Annotated in this window: 18 protein-coding genes; 11 read left to right on the top strand and 7 right to left on the bottom strand. The window is 38.3% G+C overall.

The features are described 5' to 3' along the window. Positions 1–162 precede the first annotated feature (162 nt). A complete protein-coding gene (locus tag RM545_RS04225; protein ID WP_311494066.1) occupies positions 163–393 on the top strand; it encodes a hypothetical protein in 231 nt (76 codons plus the stop codon). A 101-nt stretch (positions 394–494) separates the two neighbouring features. Here RM545_RS04225 and RM545_RS04220 read toward each other — a convergent pair whose 3' ends face one another. Then, the gene (locus tag RM545_RS04220; RefSeq protein WP_311494065.1) at positions 495–671 is read right to left on the bottom strand and encodes a histone H1; all 177 of its coding nucleotides are present in this window, start codon (positions 669–671) and stop codon (positions 495–497) included. A gap of 882 nt (positions 672–1553) precedes the next feature. Between RM545_RS04220 and RM545_RS04215 the strand changes: the two genes are divergently transcribed. The 4 genes from RM545_RS04215 (at position 1554) to RM545_RS04200 (ending at position 4050) form a co-directional block, all read left to right on the top strand. Then, complete coding sequence (locus RM545_RS04215; RefSeq protein ID WP_311494064.1) at positions 1554–2135, top strand: Crp/Fnr family transcriptional regulator; 582 nt, start codon at positions 1554–1556, stop codon at positions 2133–2135. Between the two features lie 167 nt (positions 2136–2302). After that, a complete protein-coding gene (locus RM545_RS04210) occupies positions 2303–2830 on the top strand; it encodes a YceI family protein (protein WP_311494063.1) in 528 nt (175 codons plus the stop codon). Between the two features lie 67 nt (positions 2831–2897). Next, positions 2898–3374, top strand: coding sequence for a hypothetical protein (locus tag RM545_RS04205; protein WP_311494062.1), 477 nt, complete (start codon positions 2898–2900; stop codon positions 3372–3374). Between the two features lie 103 nt (positions 3375–3477). Next, positions 3478–4050: a YceI family protein gene (locus RM545_RS04200; RefSeq protein WP_311494061.1), complete on the top strand. Its 573-nt coding sequence runs from the start codon at positions 3478–3480 to the stop codon at positions 4048–4050. 36 nt (positions 4051–4086) lie between these two features. Here the strand turns inward: RM545_RS04200 and RM545_RS04195 are convergent, their stop codons facing one another. Next, on the bottom strand, positions 4087–4209 hold the full coding sequence (locus tag RM545_RS04195; RefSeq protein ID WP_311494060.1) for a hypothetical protein: 123 nt from the start codon (positions 4207–4209) through the stop codon (positions 4087–4089). 105 nt (positions 4210–4314) lie between these two features. Here RM545_RS04195 and RM545_RS04190 point away from each other — a divergent pair, with 105 nt between their 5' ends. Together RM545_RS04190 and RM545_RS04185 are read left to right on the top strand one after the other, a co-directional pair. Next, complete coding sequence (locus RM545_RS04190; RefSeq protein ID WP_311494059.1) at positions 4315–5598, top strand: DUF2254 domain-containing protein; 1284 nt, start codon at positions 4315–4317, stop codon at positions 5596–5598. A 318-nt stretch (positions 5599–5916) separates the two neighbouring features. Next, positions 5917–6267: a response regulator gene (locus RM545_RS04185; protein ID WP_311494058.1), complete on the top strand. Its 351-nt coding sequence runs from the start codon at positions 5917–5919 to the stop codon at positions 6265–6267. Positions 6268–6361: 94 nt separating this feature from the next. Here the strand turns inward: RM545_RS04185 and RM545_RS04180 are convergent, their stop codons facing one another. Both RM545_RS04180 and RM545_RS04175 read right to left on the bottom strand, forming a co-directional pair. Next, entirely contained in the window at positions 6362–7363 is a 1002-nt protein-coding gene (locus tag RM545_RS04180; RefSeq protein WP_311494057.1) for an endonuclease/exonuclease/phosphatase family protein, read from the bottom strand. Between the two features lie 251 nt (positions 7364–7614). Continuing rightward, positions 7615–9750: an outer membrane protein assembly factor BamB family protein gene (locus RM545_RS04175; RefSeq protein ID WP_311494056.1), complete on the bottom strand. Its 2136-nt coding sequence runs from the start codon at positions 9748–9750 to the stop codon at positions 7615–7617. A gap of 284 nt (positions 9751–10034) precedes the next feature. On the opposite strand from RM545_RS04175, the gene RM545_RS04170 reads away from it, so the two are divergent. Continuing rightward, positions 10035–11072: an AI-2E family transporter gene (locus RM545_RS04170; RefSeq protein ID WP_311494055.1), complete on the top strand. Its 1038-nt coding sequence runs from the start codon at positions 10035–10037 to the stop codon at positions 11070–11072. Positions 11073–11664: 592 nt separating this feature from the next. Here RM545_RS04170 and RM545_RS04165 read toward each other — a convergent pair. Further along, positions 11665–12708 carry a glycosyltransferase family 9 protein gene (locus RM545_RS04165; RefSeq protein ID WP_311494054.1) on the bottom strand — a complete coding sequence of 348 codons (1044 nt, stop codon included), beginning with the start codon at positions 12706–12708 and terminating at the stop codon, positions 11665–11667. Between the two features lie 367 nt (positions 12709–13075). Here RM545_RS04165 and RM545_RS04160 point away from each other — a divergent pair, with 367 nt between their 5' ends. Then, the gene (locus RM545_RS04160) at positions 13076–14083 is read left to right on the top strand and encodes an LLM class flavin-dependent oxidoreductase (RefSeq protein WP_311494053.1); all 1008 of its coding nucleotides are present in this window, start codon (positions 13076–13078) and stop codon (positions 14081–14083) included. 107 nt (positions 14084–14190) lie between these two features. Next, a complete protein-coding gene (locus RM545_RS04155) occupies positions 14191–14823 on the top strand; it encodes a DUF4403 family protein (RefSeq protein WP_311494052.1) in 633 nt (210 codons plus the stop codon). Between the two features lie 65 nt (positions 14824–14888). On the opposite strand, the gene RM545_RS04150 is transcribed toward RM545_RS04155, so the two are convergent. Then, entirely contained in the window at positions 14889–17300 is a 2412-nt protein-coding gene (locus RM545_RS04150; protein WP_311494051.1) for a glycoside hydrolase family 31 protein, read from the bottom strand. Positions 17301–17731: 431 nt separating this feature from the next. Between RM545_RS04150 and RM545_RS04145 the strand changes: the two genes are divergently transcribed. After that, the gene (locus RM545_RS04145) at positions 17732–19672 is read left to right on the top strand and encodes a M1 family metallopeptidase (RefSeq protein ID WP_311494050.1); all 1941 of its coding nucleotides are present in this window, start codon (positions 17732–17734) and stop codon (positions 19670–19672) included. Between the two features lie 76 nt (positions 19673–19748). Here RM545_RS04145 and RM545_RS04140 read toward each other — a convergent pair whose 3' ends face one another. Next, on the bottom strand, positions 19749–21188 hold the full coding sequence (locus RM545_RS04140) for a TonB-dependent receptor (RefSeq protein WP_311494049.1): 1440 nt from the start codon (positions 21186–21188) through the stop codon (positions 19749–19751). Positions 21189–21285: the final 97 nt, after the last annotated feature.

The raw sequence follows: 21285 nt of genomic DNA, 5'->3' as shown, positions 1-21285 counted from the left end.
AATTGATTATTAGATAGACACTTAAAATAAGTAATCATTTAGAAATAGCCAATAAGTTCACATTTAGTTAAATAAAAATTTAACTAAAAATAAATTTAGCTGAGTATTTTTGAATTTGAAAATGATATATATTCGCTGCCTAAACAATTAATTTTCATTTAAATGAAAAAATCATTTTTGACTCTTGCTGTAATCGCATTAGTTTTAAGTTTTACATCTTGCAAAGAAGTTTCTGCTGAAAACAGAACAGAAGCTGAAGTTATTGAAGCTACAAGCCCAGCTCAGGTAGAAGTTCTTGAAACTTCCGCTGAAGCAGTTATTGATTCTGTCGATGTGGTAACTGAAGCAGAAGATTCTATAGCTACTCCTGGCGAGCAACTGCCTGTAGAATAATAATAAAAGCACTTAAAATAAAGCAGAGCTAATTAATTCTGTTAACAAAAAGGGAGATTCGTTAGAATCTCCCTTTTTATTTTGTCTTAAAAGGATCTCTTTTACTTTTTAGATTCTGCAATAGAAGCTTTACGGAATTCCTTCAATAGTTTTTCCAGTTCTAATGAGGATTTTCTTGCTCTGGTTCCGGCGCTTTTATTGCCATCTTCTAATTGCGCAGTAGCCTCAGATTGGAAAGATTCATAAGTACTCTGAATGTCTTCAATAAGTTTTTTCATGATAGTATATTTAAATTTTTAGAAATACTAAAATAACAGAATAAACTGTGTCTGCCTTAAAATTTGGGTTTTTCTCATGAAAAATTTGTGAACTTTATAATTCTTCTGAATTATCTTCTCTATAAAAATGAGATATTGTTCTGGTCTTTCTTTACTTATGATTTATATTTTACAGTTTAACTCAGATTTGAAGAGCGACTTCAAAATTGGCAATTTTCGATTCGGATTGATTCACATACGCATAATTCAGATCAAGAATACCCAATATGCGGGGTGGTGCTAAAGCTATGTCCGGGAATTCCAATTTTTCTATTTATAGGGCCATCAAAAAAGGCAAATTGCGACTAAGAAACCTTTAAAGACAGCAAATCACCTGCAAGAGCAGCTTCAGAATTGGCAATTTTCGATTTGAAGTGGTTTGACCTGCAGTTAATTCAGGTTAGGAGGCTCAAAACTGTGAAAAAGGACTAAAGACAGGCCCGGGAATTCCAACTTTCTCCCTTTAGACTGGCTTTACATCAATTATATTTAAAAAAAAAGATTGCCCGTTTGAACACCCAAACTTAGTTTTTGTCACCTTGAGCGGAGTCGAAAGGTCAAACAAAAACATCTCGACTGCGCTCGACGTGACAATTTTACTATAAAATTTCTTTGTTAGGTGCTTTAACGAACAAGCATATTAAAAAAAAAGGAATACCTTTTAAAGAGCGGCTTCAAAAATGGCAATTTTCGATCTACAGGAGGCCAGTATAAATTCTCCATTTTAGAGATTTTCTGCCGGCACCGCTTTCTGAAAAAATTGCCTTAAATTTATAAAATCTATTCAGAGGAATTGATCTTCCGGGGGAAGGCAGAGAATTTTTCATTTTAAAGACTTCAGCAATGTTCGAGTTTCTTCATCAAAAAGTAAACGAAACCATCAAAATCACCAATGAAGAATTTGAATATGCAAAAACCCTTTTTGTTCCGAAGAAGTTACGAAAGAAACGTTTTTTACTTCAGGACGGAGACATTTGTCTTTATACAACCTTTGTGGAAAGAGGATTATTAAGGAGTTTCACCATAGACGATAAGGGAAATGAACATATTCTTCAGTTTGGATTGCAGGGTTGGTGGGTAGGCGATCTTTACAGTTTTCTTACAGAGGAACCTTCAGAATACAACATTGAGGCGCTGGAAGACTCAGAGCTTTTACTGATCACCAGATCGTCCTGGGATTTGCTCCTGGACGAGGTTCCTGCTTTTGAACGTTACTTCAGGACCCTTATTCAGAATAACCTGATTGCTACCCAAAGACGCTTAATGGGTACAATGAGTACTACTGCTGAAGAGCGTTACCATAAATTATTAAAGGATTTTCCGGACATTTCTCAGCGGGTGCCGCAGCATATGATTGCTTCTTATATAGGAGTAACGCGGGAAACGCTAAGCCGTCTTCGTAGCCAAATGGTCTCCGGGAATTAAAGGGCTGCATCCTTTGCCGTCTCCCTTTACCATTATGATTAACTTCTTTTTAATGAAAAAGTGTGATTTAAATCACATCCATTTCTTATCATAGGTCATTGGCTATGGCTCAGTATGCTTCTAGATTTGCATTGTAACAGTAATAAAAATAATTAAACCTGTTTATTATGGCAAATACTAAATGGAATATTGATCCAACCCACAGTGAAGTGGCTTTTAAGGTGAAGCATTTAATGATCTCAACCGTTACCGGAAAATTTAAAGTTTTTGAAGGAAAGGCTGAGTCTGAAAGTGATGATTTTAAAAACCTGAAGAATGTTGAATTTAAAGCTGATGTAAAATCCATTGATACAAATAATGATCAACGGGATGAACATTTAAGATCAGCAGATTTTTTCGCTACAGATGAGCATGCAGACCTGGTTTTTCGTGCAGGAACTTTTGATGTGAACAGTGATAAACTGGAAGGCGAGTTAACCATAAAAAACACTACAAAATCTGTCACTTTTGATGTAGAATTTGGTGGCGTTGTGGTGGATCCTTACGGGCAAACAAAGGCCGGATTAACCGTAAGCGGTAAGATAAGCCGAAAAGAATTCGGTTTAACGTGGGACGCGGTTACAGAAGCAGGAAGTGTTGTGGTGAGTGACCAGGTGAGACTTAGTGCTGAAGTGCAGTTTGTAAAAGAGGCGTAAGGGGCTATTGCTGTGTGGAAAGCAAGCTTTTATTTTCTGCGGAATTTTATTTTGTAAGTGACTTGTGATGAGGAAAACATTCGCAATTTTAGGAAATACAGGAGCTTTACTTTCTGAAGTTTTGCAGGTTTTGATGAAGCAGGATTTTCGATTGCTCTTAGTTTCTGAAAATGAAGAAAAAAAGCTAGCTCTAAAGAAAAGTCTGGAGCAAACTGAAGCTGTCGCTGAGGTTGAATTTACCAGTTGCAAACGAGATGGCTGCTGGGAAGCCGATATTATTATAATCACCCAGCTAGAAAAAGCCTCCTGTTCTTTATTGGAAACCATAAAAGAAGTAGCCACGCAGAAAATTGTTCTGTTGATCTCAGAACACGAAAAGCAACTTAGAAAGCCAAATTTTGAACAGTTGCTGCCTCATTCCAAAGTTGTAAAGGTGCTATTAGATTTACAGAACAACAGATTTTCGCTCTTTAGTAAGCATTATGAAGCTAAAACGGAAGTACAGGAACGATTGTTAGGTGCAGGGTTTCAGAGGCAGCTATAATTGCTGCGGAATTTCTTCTTAAGTCCGACGCAAAAAAGACACAACTAACATTGGACGGCAGTTTTACCGCTAAATATTAACAATTAATCTAAAAATGAATATTATGAAACAATTACTTTCTTTCTTATTTATTGCTTTTTTAAGCATTACGACATTTGCACAAACCACATGGAAGGCCGATCCGTCTCATACACAGCTTTCATTTGGTATTACCCACCTGGGGATTTCTGAAGTTGAAGGTAGATTTAATGAATTTGAGGGCAGCATAACAGCTTCAGAAGAAGATTTTAGTGATGCGCAATACAATATCGTTATTCAGGTGCCTTCAATAGACACGGGCGTTGAAAGGAGAGATAATCACTTAAGAAGTGCTGATTTCTTTGATGCTGAGAAATATCCGGAAATGACCTTTAAAAGCACGTCATCCACAAAAGTTGGTGACGGAAAATACCATGTTACCGGTGACCTTACTTTCAACGGAATAACAAAAACGATTACTCTGGAAGTTGTGCACCGCGGAACTATAGAAAATCCTCAAAACGGTAAAATTATCTCTGGATTTGCATTTTCTGGTAATGTAAAGAGATCTGATTATAACCTGGGACCAAATTTTCCTGAAGCAGTACTAAGTCAGGATGTTCTAATTGACGTTGACGGAGAATTTATTAAGCAATAAATTTAAAGATGAAACTGTAAATTTTCAAAGCATTTTTCAGGTTTCTATAACGGCCTCCCTTCCGATAATGGAAATTAGAAAAATCCTGCCGAACAAAGGCAGGATTTTGTGCTTTTCAACAGTAGAGACAGCTTCAGATTGCTGAAATACATTTGTCATTTTATTGCATATAAAGAGCTTTCATGGCAGCACCTTTACTTTCTTTAGATTTTATTTCTTTCATTTGCTTAACTTCAAAAACTGAAAAACATACAAATCTAAGCTATGAGTTCCTTCTTCACCAGAATACTTACTTTTTACCGCTCCATTAAAAGTAAAATAGCTTTTTATCCCACACTGTTCGCTCTTTCAGGGATAATTTTTGCACTTTTAATGATGTACCTGGAAGAACGCGGAATTTCAGATTATCTCGTACAGCATGCTCCCTTTTTGGTAGTTAATAGTGGAGATACAGCTTTAACTATTCTAAGTGCTTGTATAGCAGGACTTATTTCTATGATGGTCTTTAGTTTTTCGATGGTAATGGTGCTTTTAAATCAGGCTGCAAGCGTTTATTCGCCTCGTTTGCTCCCTGGGCTGATCTCTGACAAGCGACATCAAATAATACTGGGTATATACATTTCCAGTATTTTGTATTCCATCTTTGTTCTTTTTTCGATACAACCAACAGGGGATAAATATCAAATACCGGGGTTCTCAGTTCTTCTGGGAATTCTTTTTACGGTTGTTTCGATCTATGCTTTTATTTATTTCATCCACAATATCTCCGAAACTATCCAGATTACTAATATCCTGGAAAAAATTTTTCGGAATGCCAGTAAAAGGATTTCCTTGTTGCTGGAACAAGAAAGTTCAGTAAACTGGAACTTTCCAAATAGTAATAGCTGGACGGAATATAGATGTGATAAAAGCGGTTATTTTCAGGACTTTTCAGAAAGAGATCTCCTCTCGTTTTCTAAAAAGAACAAAACACTCTTAGAAGTTATACCCATTAAGGGAACCTTTGTGCTGAAAGGAACGCCGGTATTCCGCTCTAAGGAAAAACTCAGCGATAAAGCTGTAAAGCATCTTTTAAGGAATTTTTATTTATCCAGGAAAGAGCTGGTGACCTCAAATTACCTCCTGGCCTTCAAACAAATTACTGAGGTTGTGGTAAAGGCGATGTCCCCGGGAATAAACGATCCTGGCACTGCGTTGAATGCCATTGATTATCTCTCTGAATTGATAAGATTAAGAATGTTGAAGTCAGACGAAAGTTTTGCATCCGATTCTGGCCAGGATTATGTAAAAATGAGAGTTGTAAGCTTTGAAGAATTACTATATCAGATCAATGCGCCTTTAAGAAAATATTGTTGTGGAGATATAATTGTCGTTCAGAAGCTGGGTTATATGTACCTGGCTCTCATAAAACAAAAAGCTTTAAAACCTTCTTATCATGATATTCTCGAAAAAGAGGCAAAAAGACTTCTAACAGATGCTAAGGAGGTGATGAAGAATGAAGCAGATTTAGCGACTCTAAACACTCTTTCCAATAAGCTTCATATTTAAATATCTTAATTAATAATTTAAAGTTCAGTCTTTAAGTCTTAGAAGTGAAGACTGGGATATGTCGTGTATTACCGGGTTATCCAGACCCATAAAACAGGGATGAGGCAGGAAGGAAGTTTTTCAATGAGGGTGCTATCGAGCACCTAAAGTTTGCTGTAGATGGTAATATAGTTGAAGTGGAATTCTGTAATAGTTTGCCAATTAATTTGTTGAATAACCTTACTTCTGAATTGGTGAAGCTAAAAATTTATCAATTTCAACACCTGATTTAACAAAGTATTTAAGATTCCCAAAAGTCTAATGTTCTACTTTTAAGCCATGAAAAAGATTTTTTTAGTTGAAGATGATCATGCTTTACGGGAATTAATTGGTTTTCTTTTAACCGAAAAAGAATATGAAGTAAAATCGTTCTCTACGGCCAGTTCTTTTACCAAAGTTATTAATAAGGAACTTCCAGACGTTATTCTCATGGACATAATGTTGCCTGATGGAAATGGTGTAGATTTATGTAAAAGTATAAGAGAAGAAAAAGAAACCAGGGAAATCCCGGTTTTGCTTATGTCTGCACATGCTAATCCCTCCATTGCAAATGGATCTGGTGCTAACTCTTTTTTAGCCAAACCGTTTGATGTGGAAGAACTCTACGAATGCATTGAAAGGATTTCTTAACTTTAATACTGAAAAATGGTTAAAGGCCAGTACTTATAGAAGAGTTCTATAGTTTTCCAGTCACAAACCCTTTTCTAATAAAGTGTTTGATTCCTTATTTTTCGGGTAGCACTAACTTTACGTATAGAGGGAAATGATCTGAACCAATTTTTGATAGCCGCTCTATTTCGGATAAGTAAAATTCTTGTGTAACAAAAAAATGGTCAAGTGGCCATCTCATAATTATTGAATTAGAATCAAAAGTATTAAATAAGCCTCTTCCAATCCTTACATTCTTAAGATTCCCACTTTCTTCAAATAATCGGGAAGTAAGAGACCAGGAAACATCATTATAATCTCCGGCAACGATAGAGGGAAGAGTGTCCTTTGCCACACTATCACCAATTTTAACCAAAGCCACTTCCTTTTCTCCTTCATTATCGGGGTATTTGCTACTGGGAACGGGAGCAACAGGATGTACTCCATGAAACATAAAGTGTGCTCCACCTGGTAAAGAAATTCTTGTATGGAAAGAAGGAACATCATCTTTATTCAGAAATTTTATCTCCTGGTTTTCCAGCGGAAACTTGGAGTACATAGCCATTCCATAAGCGTTCTCCAAAGGATATTCTATGCGATATGCATATTTCTCTTTTAAAACCTGGAGGTTTTGTATCCATTTCTTATTCACTTCCATTGCTAAAATGATATCCGGATTTTTCTCCTGAATAATTTTTAAAAACTCATCATAAGCGGTATTGGTAATAAGAACATTTGCAATTACAATTCCAATTTCTGATGATTCTTCCTTAAGCTCAGCGGCATCTTTCACTGCTTTGTCTCCAAAGAAATATGGAAAAATTTTTATGGAATGGAGAGTGATGGCAGCTACTAATCCAATGCCAACCAAAACAGAGAATACATTCCATTTCTTATTCAGAAGTAAAATAAGAATAAGCAGTGCTACACCAACGATCAAATACTGAAGCCTTGGAAAATCTAATACTTTAGAATACCATAAAGAGAGATCGTGTACAAGGGAAAGAAGACTAATAATTATTAATAAGACTGAAAAAAAGATGATGGGATAGTAGAAAATTTTTCTGGTACTTGGCATTTTTTGAATTCTTTAATTATGCGTTATTCTTTGTCTAAAAAAATCTACAAGCTGGCCGGGCTGTTCAGAAAATCGTAATTATGGTCAAATCGTCACCCTGAGAAATTATAATTAATCCACTGTCCAATATTTAATCTACCAGCCTCTTGAGAAGTGAACGTTTCATTTTCTTAAAAGAGAAAAGACTAAAATGAATTTAGAGTGATTGTAACAATTGCCACTCTTTACATCAATATTTTTATTCGGAGCATTCAAATTCCTTTTCTGGAAATAAGATTTTCTGGCAGTGCAAAGGCTACATAACTATCACCACCGGGCGCTCCTAATTTAGTGCCTCCACAAGCCAATACAATATATTGTTTTCCATTTACTTCATAGATGCTGGGTGTGGAAAAAGCCGCTGATGGAAGCTTAGTTTCCCAAAGCAGTTCTCCGGTGTTTTTATTATAAGCTCTAAACTTTTCATCTTTGGTGCCTGCAATAAAAAGTAGTCCGCTGGCAGTTACCACGGGTCCACCATAGCTTTCGGCTCCTGTTTGGGGGATTCCCTTTTCCTGCAATTCCTTATGTTCTCCATAGGTTACCTGCCACAGATACTCCCCGGTATTTAGATCTATAGCATTTAAGGTGCCCCAGGGTGGTCGCACCGCTGGATAGCCATCGGCGTCAAGAAACTTGTTGTAGCCTGATATCTGGTAAGGAATCTGATTATTTTCTTTAGATTTTCCCATTCCCGGCTCTTTAGATATTTCTTCTGCAATCTCCTCCTGGTTTACATAGGCTAGAAGTGCCTTCATTTCTTGTTCGGAAAATTTATTAAAAGCAGGCATCATGCCCTGGCCGTGTTCAATAATATTCCTGATTTGTTTCTTATCCCGTCGAGATTCAATATTCACAAGGGAAGGGAATCCGCTGGAAGGACTGCCTGTACGGTCATTGCCGTGGCACATAGCACAATTCATCGTATACAACCGTTGGCCAAAAGATTGTTCTGCCAGTTCCTCTTTAGTAATCGTAGGGTTCAGGGAGATACGCCACGCCATTTCATTGCTGTTCACATATAGAATTCCTTCCGGGTCGGCTGCGGCACCTCCCCATTCGGCACCCCCATCAAGTCCCGGATAGATTATGGTTCCGCGTTCGCTTAATGGAGTAAAAGGACCTTCAGAGCGACTATTTCTGAAGGTTTCTATTAGCTCCTCCCGGTTAGAGGCAATTGGACTAATGTCATTTTCAGTAAATTCTTGTCTTGCATAAGGCGCTGGTTTGGTAGGAAATGGCTGTGTTGGCCAGGCAACTTCGCCGGGGATATCAGAAGTAGGGACCGGTCGCTCCTCAATGGGGAATAAAGGCTCTCCTGTTTCCCGATCAAAAACGAAGACCAGACCTTGTTTAGTTGTTTGTGCCACTGCGTCTATTCTTTTTCCGTGGTGGGTTACCGTAAGCAGGTTTGGAGGCGCAGGAAGATCTCTGTCCAGAATATCGTGATGCACAAATTGAAAGTGCCAGAGGCGTTCCCCGGTTTCGGCATTGAGCGCTATGAGACTGTTGGCAAAAAGATTTTCGCCCTTCCGGTTCCCTCCATAGAAATCAAAGGCAGCCGAACCTGTAGGAGCATAGATAATTCCACGTTCGATGTCTACCGACATTCCCGCCCAGTTATTAGCTCCTCCTATCAGTTTGTTTTTTCGAACATCAGAAGGCCAGGTTTCATGGCCGAATTCTCCGGAAGTAGGAATTGTGTTAAATACCCACTCCAGTTCCCCGGTTCTAATATTAAAGGCCTGGATAAGCCCCAGCGCAGCATCTGCACCTTCAGAAACCCTTATTGGCATTACAATAATTTCCTTATAAACCGTACCTGGAGTATTAGAGATCACCATCCTATCCTGGGATACCGCTTCCAGACCTGTTTTTAAACTCACACGTCCATTCTTGCCAAAGCCTTCGATTGGTTTTCCTGTAGCCGCCTCTACTGCATATAGCCAGGATCCGCTGGTGTACAGGATTCTTTTATCATCACCATCCTCCCAATAGGAAATTCCGCGGCTGGTACTGTAAGAATCCATGCCATCAGATTCTTTTCTCCAGATGAGTTCTCCAGTTTCAGCATCTACAGCAAAGGGCTGGGTGGTGGCAGTCATGCCGTAGACCATTCCATTTACCATTAGTGGATTTGTTTGTACCTGTCCTGTATCCTGAGTGTGAAACTGCCACGCAAGTTCCAGTTGGTCTACGTTAGATGGATTTATTTGTTTTAATTTGGAGTATTGATTGCGCCCGGGGCCACCCTGATAGTGAGCCCATTCATTACCAGCACCTTCAAAGCTGACAGTTTCAACATCTTCTTTAGAATTACACGCGACTAAAAATGAACTCAGAAACACGGCTACATAAAAAAATTTAAGATGATTTATAGAACAGAATTCCATTATGATAAAAGGTTAACATTAGATTACTTTTTAGGAACATGAAGAGCCGGTTTAAAAATAGGTAAATTTGTAGAACGTTCAAACGCAAAAAAACTATTGGACAAGTTGAAAGTCCAGAATGTCTGTACATAAATATATACATCTTAAAATTTAGTCTAAGAAAGAACTAGAATATAAGGTTTTATAAAGAAAAAGGTAAGAAATTAGTAGTTCAGGATTTATAGAAAATTATATAAAAAATGCAGAGAAATTCTCCTAGTACTCAAGAAGAAGGTTTTTCTTTTCGGAAAAAGGTCTGGACTGTTGTTGGGATTTTAACCTTTACGATTCTGCTGATTTTATTGATTATTGAGGCTGCAAATGCTCTTTTGTTAATCTTTGCAGGATCTCTCATTGCCATTTTTTTTACTGGTCTAAGTTCTCTGCTGGAAAGGAAGACCGGATGGAAGAGATGGCTGTGTAAAACTATTTCCATAATTTCGACCTTCATAATTATAATTTTGTTCTTTTGGCTCATAGGTGCTAAAATTCAAGCGCAGATTTCTGTGCTAAGTGAGACTATTCCATCAACTGTCCAGAATCTGAAAGAACAACTCAATAATAGCAGAGTAGGAGAGGAGGTTGTGGAAAGACTTACTTCAGAAGAATCCATTAAAAAAGCAGAGGCATTTGGAGGAAGGTTTTTTCAATCTACTTTTGGTGTATTTGGTGATATTTATGTGGTGCTTTTTATTGGAATTTTCTTTACCGTTTCTCCTGATCTTTATGCGCATGGTGCTGTGGTGCTTTTCCCTCCAAGGAAACGTAAGAAGGTTCAAAATGTCCTAAATCATCTTAAAAAACAGTTGCGGAACTGGCTTAAGGGGAAATTGATATCGATGTTTGTAGTTTTTGCTTTCACCGCAATAGGACTCTCTATACTGGGAATTGAATTATGGTTGGTGCTATCTCTTTTGGCCGGCCTTCTTAGTTTTATTCCCAACTTTGGACCTTTAATTGCTTTAATTCCTGCCATTCTAATTGGTCTCTTGCATGGGCCAAGAACTGCGCTCATTATTTTAGGAATCTATGTTCTTGTTCAGTTTTTAGAAAGCAATTTTATTACTCCTATGGTTCAAAAGAAAATGATTGAAATGCCTCCTGCACTTATCCTTATCTCGCAGCTTTTTATGGGTGCACTTACCGGGGGATGGGGTCTAATTCTGGCCACGCCAATCACTGTAATCGTAATAGTCCTGGTTCAGGATTTATACCTGGAGGAACGTAAAGATCAGTAAGTGGGTAATGAGCGGTTCTATTCCTTCCGCCGCAGAAAACATGGTTTGAGCCCAGGTCGCTTCGGGAGAAATAAGGCTCATTTCAGTGATACATCAGGTTTTTTAAATGAACATTTGCTTTAACTAATGCTTAAGCCCAGGGACGTGGCAATTTAAAATTTTGTTTAATAAAAACAGCTATTGTATATTTGTTTTCACTTTTTGATAAGTTCATTAAGTTATTAAATTCCAAAGATATTGCATTAGATATATTCTAAAGCGAGGTTTAAAGAATGTTATGAATTCAGGTTACTATAATTATCAGCGATTGGCTTGTATTCCGACTGGTCCTAAAATCATAAATTTTTATTGTGGGAATAATTTAGTAATATAAAGATGTGTTGTTTGTCCCGGAGATCGGGGTGAAGTGGTAGAATGTTGATTACCTCAGCATTTTCCAGTGAGAAGCTTTTTTCCATTAGATTGGAAAGAGGCTTTTTTACATTTAGAGAGTTTACTTCTTTTAATATAAACAAGAATTGAAATTTTTAAATGCTACTGAAGATCATGCTGTTGTTTTTAATACTTCTTGAGTTGCAGATAATCAACTCCTTTACTTTAAAATTCTTTTTGTTACTGCAATGAGTTCGTCCTGGCTGCATTTCTGGGTGTTGAAGGAGACGCTTCCATTACCATAAGGATAATACCTTTTTTCATTAGAAATAGAAAACAACCCAATTGTAGGCGCTTGTGCCGCGCTTGCCAAATGCATAATACCACTGTCGGCACCAATAAAAATCTGCGTACTTTTAATTAAAGATCCTATCTCGCGCAAATTCCTGCTGTAAAAAGTTGGTGCTTTAAAAGATATTTGGGAAACGTTCTCCATGGGTAAAACTTCCACGATATTATATTCCGGAAATTCCTCCCTCAGCCTTTCATAAAAATTCAGCCACCATTCTTTGGAAAGGCATTTTTCTCCGGTCGCAAAGGTGAATAAACAGATCGTTTTTGCTTCATTCTGTACAAGCTCTTTTAATTTTTTCCTGCCTTTCAAAATTTCTGCCGGGCTTAATTTAAGGTCAAGCCGGGGGGCAGGTTCATCAGTGGATTTGGAATTTTTGTAAGTAACAAAACTTCTGAAATTAAGAATAGGGGCTTTCGCCATGTGCTGGTTTTTTTCAGAATGTAATTCCAAATCCGGACTTTCGTCTCCAAAAAGTTTGTACCTGGACCTGGCCAGTTGAACAGATAATCTTCCTGAAGATGATATTTTATCACCGTTTATTACCAAATCATAAGTCCGGGTTTTCAATGACAACCACGCCCGTTGATACTGAAATAATTGCTTTAGGGGCTTTCTCGGAAGTGCAATGATGTGATTGACCTTTGAATAATTTTTGAATAGCACCGGCCCCAGATTGCCTTTTATAAATAGATCGATTTGGCATTGCGGAAATGTTTCTGTTAGTTCCTGGATTAGTGGCGTGATTAATAAAAGATTTCCTAAACGATGATTAGGACGAGAAATGAGAATTCTTTTAATTTCTACGTTATTCAGATCAATTTTCTCCTGAAGTTGGGATTTTCCCACGTTTCTCGTTAAGGAACGGGTGATTTTTTTTCGCAGAAAATTTATCTTTTTGAGGCTACTCATATTTTCAACTCCTCAGGAGCTTATAGTTTATTGGTACATATCTGGCAATACCTTGTAAGACCAAACATAACTAGAAATTTTAAGTTTTCAGGATCTTTTAAATATGAATTCCTTTGCCTGCCAACTTTTTGCGCCTGGAATTTTCAAAGAGTTGTTGGCAGGATTCCGCAAATCTTTTTTGTAAAATAGAGCAGATTGTCCGGTAAAATATTTCGGTGCTAATTTCTGCCACAATTCAATACTAAAATTCTCTGAAATGCTGTGGTTTTCCTCTAATGTTCCTTAAATTGAAGCGTTACGAAAAAAAGAAAATTTAAGTCGGAATAAAGCTATTTTTTCGGCAGAAAAAGAAAAAGAAACATTTATAATGAACAGGAAAAATAAAACAACTCCTTATTCTATACTAGAGCTGGCAAGCGTCGCAAACAACTCTACTCCAGGGGAGACTTTTAAGAAAGCTCTGGATCTTGCACAAAAAGCCGAAGATTTTGGTTATCACAGATTCTGGCTTGCAGAGCACCACAACATGATAAGTATTGCGAGTTCGGCTACGGCGGTTCTAATTGGTCACATTGCCGGCGGGACAAAGAAGATTAGGGTTGGTTCTGGCGGGATCATGCTGCCAAACCATTCCCCGCTCATTGTTTCAGAACAATTTGGGACCTTGGGTTCCCTGTATCCTAATCGTATCGATATGGGTTTAGGGAGGGCTCCGGGAACAGATCAGGTCACAGCGCAGGCAATTCGCGCAAACAGGATGCATGCGGTATATAAATTTCCGGAAGAAATTGGCGAAATACAACAATATTTCTCTCCGGAAAACAGGGATTATAAAGTGCGTGCAACAGTGGCCGAAGGTGTGGATGTTCCTATTTATATCCTGGGCTCAAGTACAGACAGCGCCCATCTTGCGGCAAAAAAAGGTTTGCCGTATGCTTTTGCAAGCCATTTTGCGCCTACACATCTTTTTGAAGCCTTAAATATTTACTATAACAACTTTGAACCTTCAGAACATTTACAGGAACCTTATACCATTGCCTGTATAAATGTAATCGCAGCCGATACAGATAAGGATGCAGAGCGGATTTCTACTTCTATGCTCCGCATGATGATTGGAGTCATGACCGGCAATATCGATTATATTCAGGAGCCCATAGAACTAACACCCGAACTAAAGGAGCTTTCGCAAAATCCTGCCTTTCAAAGAATGTTAAAATATGCTTTTGTAGGTAGTAAGGATACTGTGAAGCAGCAAACTCAGAATTTTCTTGAGCAAACCGGAGTGAATGAATTAATGGTTGCCTCACATATTTATCATCACGAGGATCGGGTAAATTCTTACAGGATTTTTTCCGAAATTATGAAGGAAATATAAGCGTAGACCTTCTTTTTATTCAATAAAAGCTCATGCTTCTGAATACTGGCAAATGACGCTGCTGGATTTTTTAGAAAAGAAAACGTAATTTAGTAGGAAAGAATCTTATGGACAAGAACGAGAATATTAAAAATTTTCCGCAGGGGAAAGTAGTAATAGCTTTACCGGTGCGTGCAAAGTATTCAGCCTTGGAAGAATTGCTGCGGAAGAAATTGATTGGTGAAAAAATAAAAAAAGAGAACGATGGTAAAATTTCCACCTATGCAGAAATCATGGATGTTGCTATGGAAAGAAGCCTTGAAGAAGAATACGACCTGGTGCTGGAGCTGAAGCTTCGGGCTTTAACATCTCTTTTTAGGAATAAAGAAGGCCGGTTACTGGTGAAACTTGCTATAGATTTTAATGAAGAAGAGCAGGTGGTTACTATTCGGGATTATAATCTAGATGGCAATACAGGCAACTGGCTCCTGAACAATTTTCTGGAAAGCGTGGCGAATATCTTTATGTATAACAAATTAAAGGAAAAGATGAGATTCGAATTGCTTCCACTTATCCGGAAGCAGCTGGAAAACATAAATGATAAATTGCAGGACAAAATAGAACCAAAGAAAGGAATTTTTGTCTTTGGTGACCTGGAAAACATAAGAGTCAGGGAAATAATACCACAGGAAAAGCATCTTCTGGTAAAAGTAGACATCGAGGGAATGGCAAATGTAGAAATTGAAAATCTGGAATTTTAACTGACTTACAGTGCAGTGCTGAAAATTGCCATTTTCGTGCCATTAGACAGGTTCATCTGCCGAATCTAAGATTTAGCTTTTGAAGTAAACTGGATCAAATCGAACACCTTAGGAATTTTCATTGTATTAACTGTAGGATCAAAATCTAGGGTTTCCAGGCTTACTTCTTCATTGTCCAGATAAGCTTTTTCAATTTCAAAAGGTAATCCGTGAATGCGAATCTCCAGGTGTTTATAGGAAGTTAAAAACTTTCCGTCTTTATGCTGTTGGATTATTATTTCTCCAGGTTTTCCGCGGAATTTGAAAGTTTTTAAGCTGTATCTTCCCTTTTTATAATCATAACCGTCATGGGCATCCTCATATAAAATAGAAGTTTCATTTCCGTTTTTATAATAAATATCCAGGAACAGTGCTTCAGTTTCTATTTCATCTACATAATTTTGAACAGGAAATTTTGGAATAATAGCACCTTCCTTAATAAATATAGGAGATTTTTCCAGTGGCGCATCTACCCAGTGTTCTTTTCCTCCCGTTACTATTTCATCATTCCAGAAGTTATACCACTTCCCACGCGGGAAATAAACTCTTCGCCCCTGGACGTGCGCATCCTGGATGGGGCACACCAGTATCTGGTTTCCAAATATAAACTCATCCGATCGGTAATAGGTATGCACATCTTCCTGATCAAAATATACTAATGGCTTTAATATTGGAATTCCCTCTTCTGTATATTGATAAAATGCAGTGTATAAGTAGGGGAGCAACTGATATCTTAACCTGACGTATTCCCTGGTAATATTTAATACTTCTTCTCCAAAGGACCATGGTTCCTGATTTCCATGATCTCCCGAAGAATGAACCCGGCAAAAAGGATGAAAGATCCCAAGCTGAATCCAGCGGGTGAATAACTCACCTGAAGGTTGCTCTGCAAAACCACCAATATCGCTTCCAGTAAAGCTCATCCCGCTAAGGCATAATCGCTGCACCTGTGTATTGGCAAGCCATAAATGTTCCCAGGTTGCAATGTTGTCTCCTGTCCAGGTAGCACAATAACGCTGCCCGCCGGCGAAATTTGCGCGGGTCATTGTAAAAGGCCTTTTTGGGAAAGAATATTTTCGTACTCCGTCGTGGGTTGCACGCGCCATCTGCATTCCGTAGATGTTATGGGCTTTCCTGTGGCTGCAGTCATTACCATCGTAATTATGTCTCACGTCTGTAGGAAAGGTTTTTCCGGGTACCTCCATTACTGCAGGTTCATTCATGTCGTTCCAGACTCCTTTTACACCAATTTCCCCTACAAGTTCCTTAAATAATCCGGCCCACCATTCCCTGACTTTCGGGTTTGTGAAATCCGGAAAATAACATTCTCCCGGCCAAACTTTTCCGCGCATAAAGGGGCCATCAGCTCTTCTGCAAAAATAATTGTTGTCCAGGGCCTCTTTAAAAATCTTGTAATCGGCATCTATTTTAATTCCGGGATCTATAATTACTACTGTTTTAAAACCTTCTTCCTCCAGTTTCTCCACCATTAATTTAGGATCGGGAAAATATTTGTTATTCCAGGTAAAACATTTAAAATCCTCCATATAATCGATATCCAGGTGGATGGCATCACAGGGAAAATCCAGTTCCCTGAATTTTGCGGCAAGTTCAGTTACTCTTTCTTCCGGGAAATAACTCCATTTGCTTTGGTGATAACCCAAAGCCCAAAGTGGTGGTAGATCTGGAGTTCCTGTAAGATTGGTATAAGAGGTAACCACTTCTGCTATTTTAGGTCCGTAAATAAAATAGTAGTTCATCTCACCACCTTCAGCCCAAAACTTTACTTCGTTCCTTTTGTCCTGGCAAAAGTCAAAATGAGTCTTAAAACTGTTATCGAAAAATATTCCGTAGGCAATATTGCTATGCAGCGCGGTGTAAAAAGGTACAGCTTTATAAAGTTCGTCCAGATCTTTATTAAAGGCAAACTGGTCTTTATTCCATAAGGTCAGTTTTCGACCTTTTAGATTAAAATTGGTAGGTTTATCTCCAAGTCCGAAGAAATTCTCTCCTTCTACTGAAGTTTTATTCATTTTCACAAAGTTCCCTCCATATTTAAAACTTTCTTCCCAGTGAAAACCCAGGTCCTCTTCTACTATTACATTATCCTGAAGGTCATAAATGCCAATTTTAAGATCTGTAGTAGAAATTTTACACTTTATTTTGCTGGTAATGATGGTGATAAGGGAAGGTGCTTCCTGAATTTCAAATTTATTAAACCCATGCATGGTGTCCTTATCGATAGCATAGGAAAAATCATTCTCAAAAATGCCATCGGTAGCATATCTAAAACGTAGGATGCTGTCCCTTAAAACAGTAATTCGAAGCAGGACAGTGTTTGCTGTTGAAAAAGTAATCGAATCCCCGTCAAATTCAAATGCTTTAACTTCGCCGGGAAATAAATTCCCTTTTGTCTCCAATTCTGTATTTGTAATCATATTAGATTCTGTTTTTGGATCGCATTAGCTATACTTTTCCTTGCTATAAATTGCGGATAAAGATAAAGTTTGAAATTATACAAAATTTTCCTTTTGGGGAGAATAATCTTTTTTCCACCTAAATATTCTCTGCTGAAAATTGTCAATTTCGATGCCTGTCGTTATAACTGAAGAAAAATCTGTTTATTGTTTTCTTCTTTTGCTCCTTTTTAAGTTTTTTACTGCCAGATAGTTTAAAAAAATGATATCTGGAGAAGAAAATAAGGCTGTTCTTAGTTACGCTGAAGGATTTGACTCCTTCAGAAAAAGTTAAGGTCCAAAAATGGCAATTTTCGACCTGCTGATTAGTAATTGATTCAATTTTACTAACAATTGAAGCGTTTTTCACGGCTAATCTTTAAATTTGCTGAATTCACGAAAAAATTTAAAGAATGAAGATATTTTCAAGATCATTTATGGTCCTTACGTTTCTCAGTTTCTCATTTTCCGGAGCCCAGGAGGTAATTGAGAATAACCAGTCAGATTTTGGGGAGTTTATGGATCGCACCGGCAACCGCTATCGGGCGGCATCGGGACATCCGGGACCTGGATATTGGCAAAACGAAACAGATTATCAGATTGAAGCAACGCTTAATGATGAGGATCACAGAATTTCAGGAAACATTACGCTCACCTATACAAATAATAGTCCGCAGGATCTGGAATTTATCTGGATGCACCTGGAACAAAACAGGTTTACTGAAGATTCCCGCGGGACGTTAACCACGCCAATAGGAGGGAACAGGTACAATGGAGATACAGACGGAGGTTACGAAATTAGCAATTTAGAGGCAAAAGTTAAACGCAGTACCTCTTCAGAATATTTGATTACCGACACCAGGATGCAGGTTTTCTTTGATGAGCCAATTCCTGCAAATGGGGGAAAGGCAACCGTTTCTATGGATTTCAGTTATAAAATTCCTGTTGAAGGAATGGATAGAATGGGGCGTTTGGAAGTGGAAGATGGAACAATTTACGCGATGGCACAATGGTTTCCAAAAGCTGCGGTTTTTGATGATATAGAAGGTTGGAATATAGAGCCATACCTGGGTGCCGGGGAATTTTACCTGGATTATGGAGATTATGATTATAAAATTACCGCTCCTTACGATCATATTGTAGTTGCTTCGGGAGAATTACAAAATCCGCGTCAGGTGCTTTCTTCCACCATGCGTGAAAGAATGGAAATGGCTTCAAAGAGCGATACCACGGTTTTTATTATAAAGCCTGAGGAAGTAAATGATATGTCAATTCGTGCAAAGCAGGAAGGGACGTTAACCTGGCATTTTAAAATGGAAAATGCCCGCGATGTGGCTTTTGGATCTTCAAGTGCATTTATCTGGGATGCAGCCAGAATAAACCTCGCAGATGGCGATCAGGCCATGGCACAATCTGCCTATCCTAAAGAAAGTGCAGGGCCGGATGCATGGGGACGTTCTACTGAATATTCGAAATATTCTGTAGAGCATTATTCAGATAAGTGGTTTAAATATCCCTACCCTGTGGCGGTAAACGTGGCTGCAGATATTGGCGGAATGGAGTATCCCGGCTTAAACTTCTGCGGATGGCAGGCAGAAGGTGAGTCGCTTTGGGGTGTTACAGATCACGAATTTGGACACAACTGGTTCCCCATGATCGTGGGGACTAATGAAAGAAGATACGCCTGGATGGACGAAGGTTTTAACACTTTTATAAATCACTACAGCAGCCTGGAATTTAACGATGGAGAATATGGATCTAACTTTGACGAGACAAGGCGGCTTGTAAGTTGGTTTAACAGTTCGACACGGGAAGGTATAGACACTTATCCGGATGTTACTAATTTGAGGAATCTTGGGATGACAGCATATTATAAGCCTGCAATTGGGTTATTGCTGCTACGCGAATATATACTTGGCCACGAGCGATTTGATAATGCTTTTAAGTCCTACATAGAAACCTGGGCTTATAAACACCCACAGCCAAAAGATTTTTTTAACCATATGGAAAATGTTGCGGGAGAAAGCCTCTCCTGGTTTTGGAAAGGATGGTTCTATGGCACCGGAAATATTGATATTAGCCTGGATGGTGTGCAGCGGCGCCAGGGTAATTACGTAATTACAGTATCCAATAAAGGGGATATTCCAATGCCGGTGGAACTGAAGCTGATGTATGAAGATGGTACTACGGAAAACCTGCGGCTACCTGTAGAGATATGGCAACGCGGCGATACCTGGAGCCATTTACTGGAAACCGAAAAGACGCTGGAAAGTGTAGAACTGGATCCTGAAAAAATCCTGCCCGATGTTAACTTCTCTAATGACAGCTGGCCCACTAATGTTTACAAAGAGTAATTTTCTTCGTTGAGAAAAAAGTCCCGGCTTATTAAAAAACCGGGGCTTTTTTTATTTTCTTTTTTGAAGTTCTGATCTAAGCTTTAGTTTTTTTCTGAAAGAGGTTGTTTTCTTTAATTAATTTTACGGTATCCTCTGCCAGAGCTTCTTCCCAGCCAGGTTTGCCATTTACGATAAGATCATAAACCTTTCTTGAATTGATATCCAGAACATCAGGGTCATAATCAGTAATGTCAACAACGCGTCCATTGTCCCTAAAAAAGCTGTACAATTCTTTCGTTCTTTGTTCTACCTCCAGGTTTTCACTGGTGATGATCTCGCCGGTTTCAGGATCTTTTTGAGGGTGGAGATATATCTTCAGGCTCTTGAAAAATAATTTTCCGAAAGCTTCCAGTATTCCCCCACTTAAATGGGTATAGTAATCTTCTTTGAAAACTTCTATCAGGGTATTTACGCCCATAGTAAGTCCCATTCTTTCTCTTGTAAACTGCGAAAAGTACTCCACCACTTTATAGTACTCCTGGAAATTGGAAATCATTACTGTTTGTCCAAGAGAACAGAGAAGATCTGCCCTGTCGAGAAAATCCTTTTCGTCTATTTCTCCTTCATTCCTCAGGTTAAATAATGTAATTTCAAAAATACCCAGGATCCGTTCTTCATCTACTTTATTTTCTTGTTTAAATAATTCCAGTGACTTTTGAAACATGCTGAGATTTACCTTCGTTACAGGTCTGAAACTTCCGCGTAATGTTAGAATGTTTTTTTTATAAAGTAAATCTGCCGCTAGCACGTTGTTTCCATCCGGTGCGAACATAATCGCATCGGTCTTTCCTGTTTTTACCAGGTGCAGGCTCATTAAGCGATTGTCAACCTCTTTAAATGCCGGTCCGGTAAAATTCACCATATCGATTTCAATCTTATGGGAATTTAGATGATCGTAAAGGCTGTTTAGAATTGCCACAGGATCATCATGGTGATAAAATGCACCATAGATTAAATTCACTCCTAGAATTCCGAGGCTAATTTGTTGTTTTGCGGCGTTACTCTCATGAAACTGAACATGGATTATGATCTCACTGTATTCCTCCTTCGGTTTAGTCTGAAATCTAATTCCCAGCCAGCCGTGACCTTTGTACTTCTTGGCAAAATCTATTGTAGCTACCGTATTGGCATAGCTAAAAAAGAGCTTATTAGGGTGTTTAGCTCTCGAAATTCTTTCTTCAATAAGACCGGTTTCGTAAGCTAACATACTCTTTAGGCGAGCTTCTGTCACATATCTTTTGTTTTCGCCAACACCGTAAATAGCATCACTAAAGTCTTTGTCGTAAGCACTAAGGGTTTTGGCTATCGTACCAGACGGATTTCGGGCTCTGAAAAAGTTTCGTACAGTTTCCTGTCCCGCACCAATTTCAGCAAAGGTTCCGTAAATATTTTCATTCAGGTTTATGCGCAGCGCTTTGTTCTCTACAGAAACCATTTCGCGGAACTCTCTTTCCTTTTCTAAATTTACAGCCATGTTTTCACTTTATCATAAATGTAAGAATATTTGGATTTATGACCGGCTTCATCTTCATAAGGATTTGCTAAGGTTTTCAGGTTTTAATTTCATTTGC

Source organism: Autumnicola lenta, assembly GCF_031846515.1.
In the GTDB taxonomy this organism is placed as follows: Bacteria; Bacteroidota; Bacteroidia; order Flavobacteriales; family Flavobacteriaceae; genus Autumnicola; species Autumnicola lenta.
This window is presented reverse-complemented; position numbering and strand designations above follow the sequence as displayed.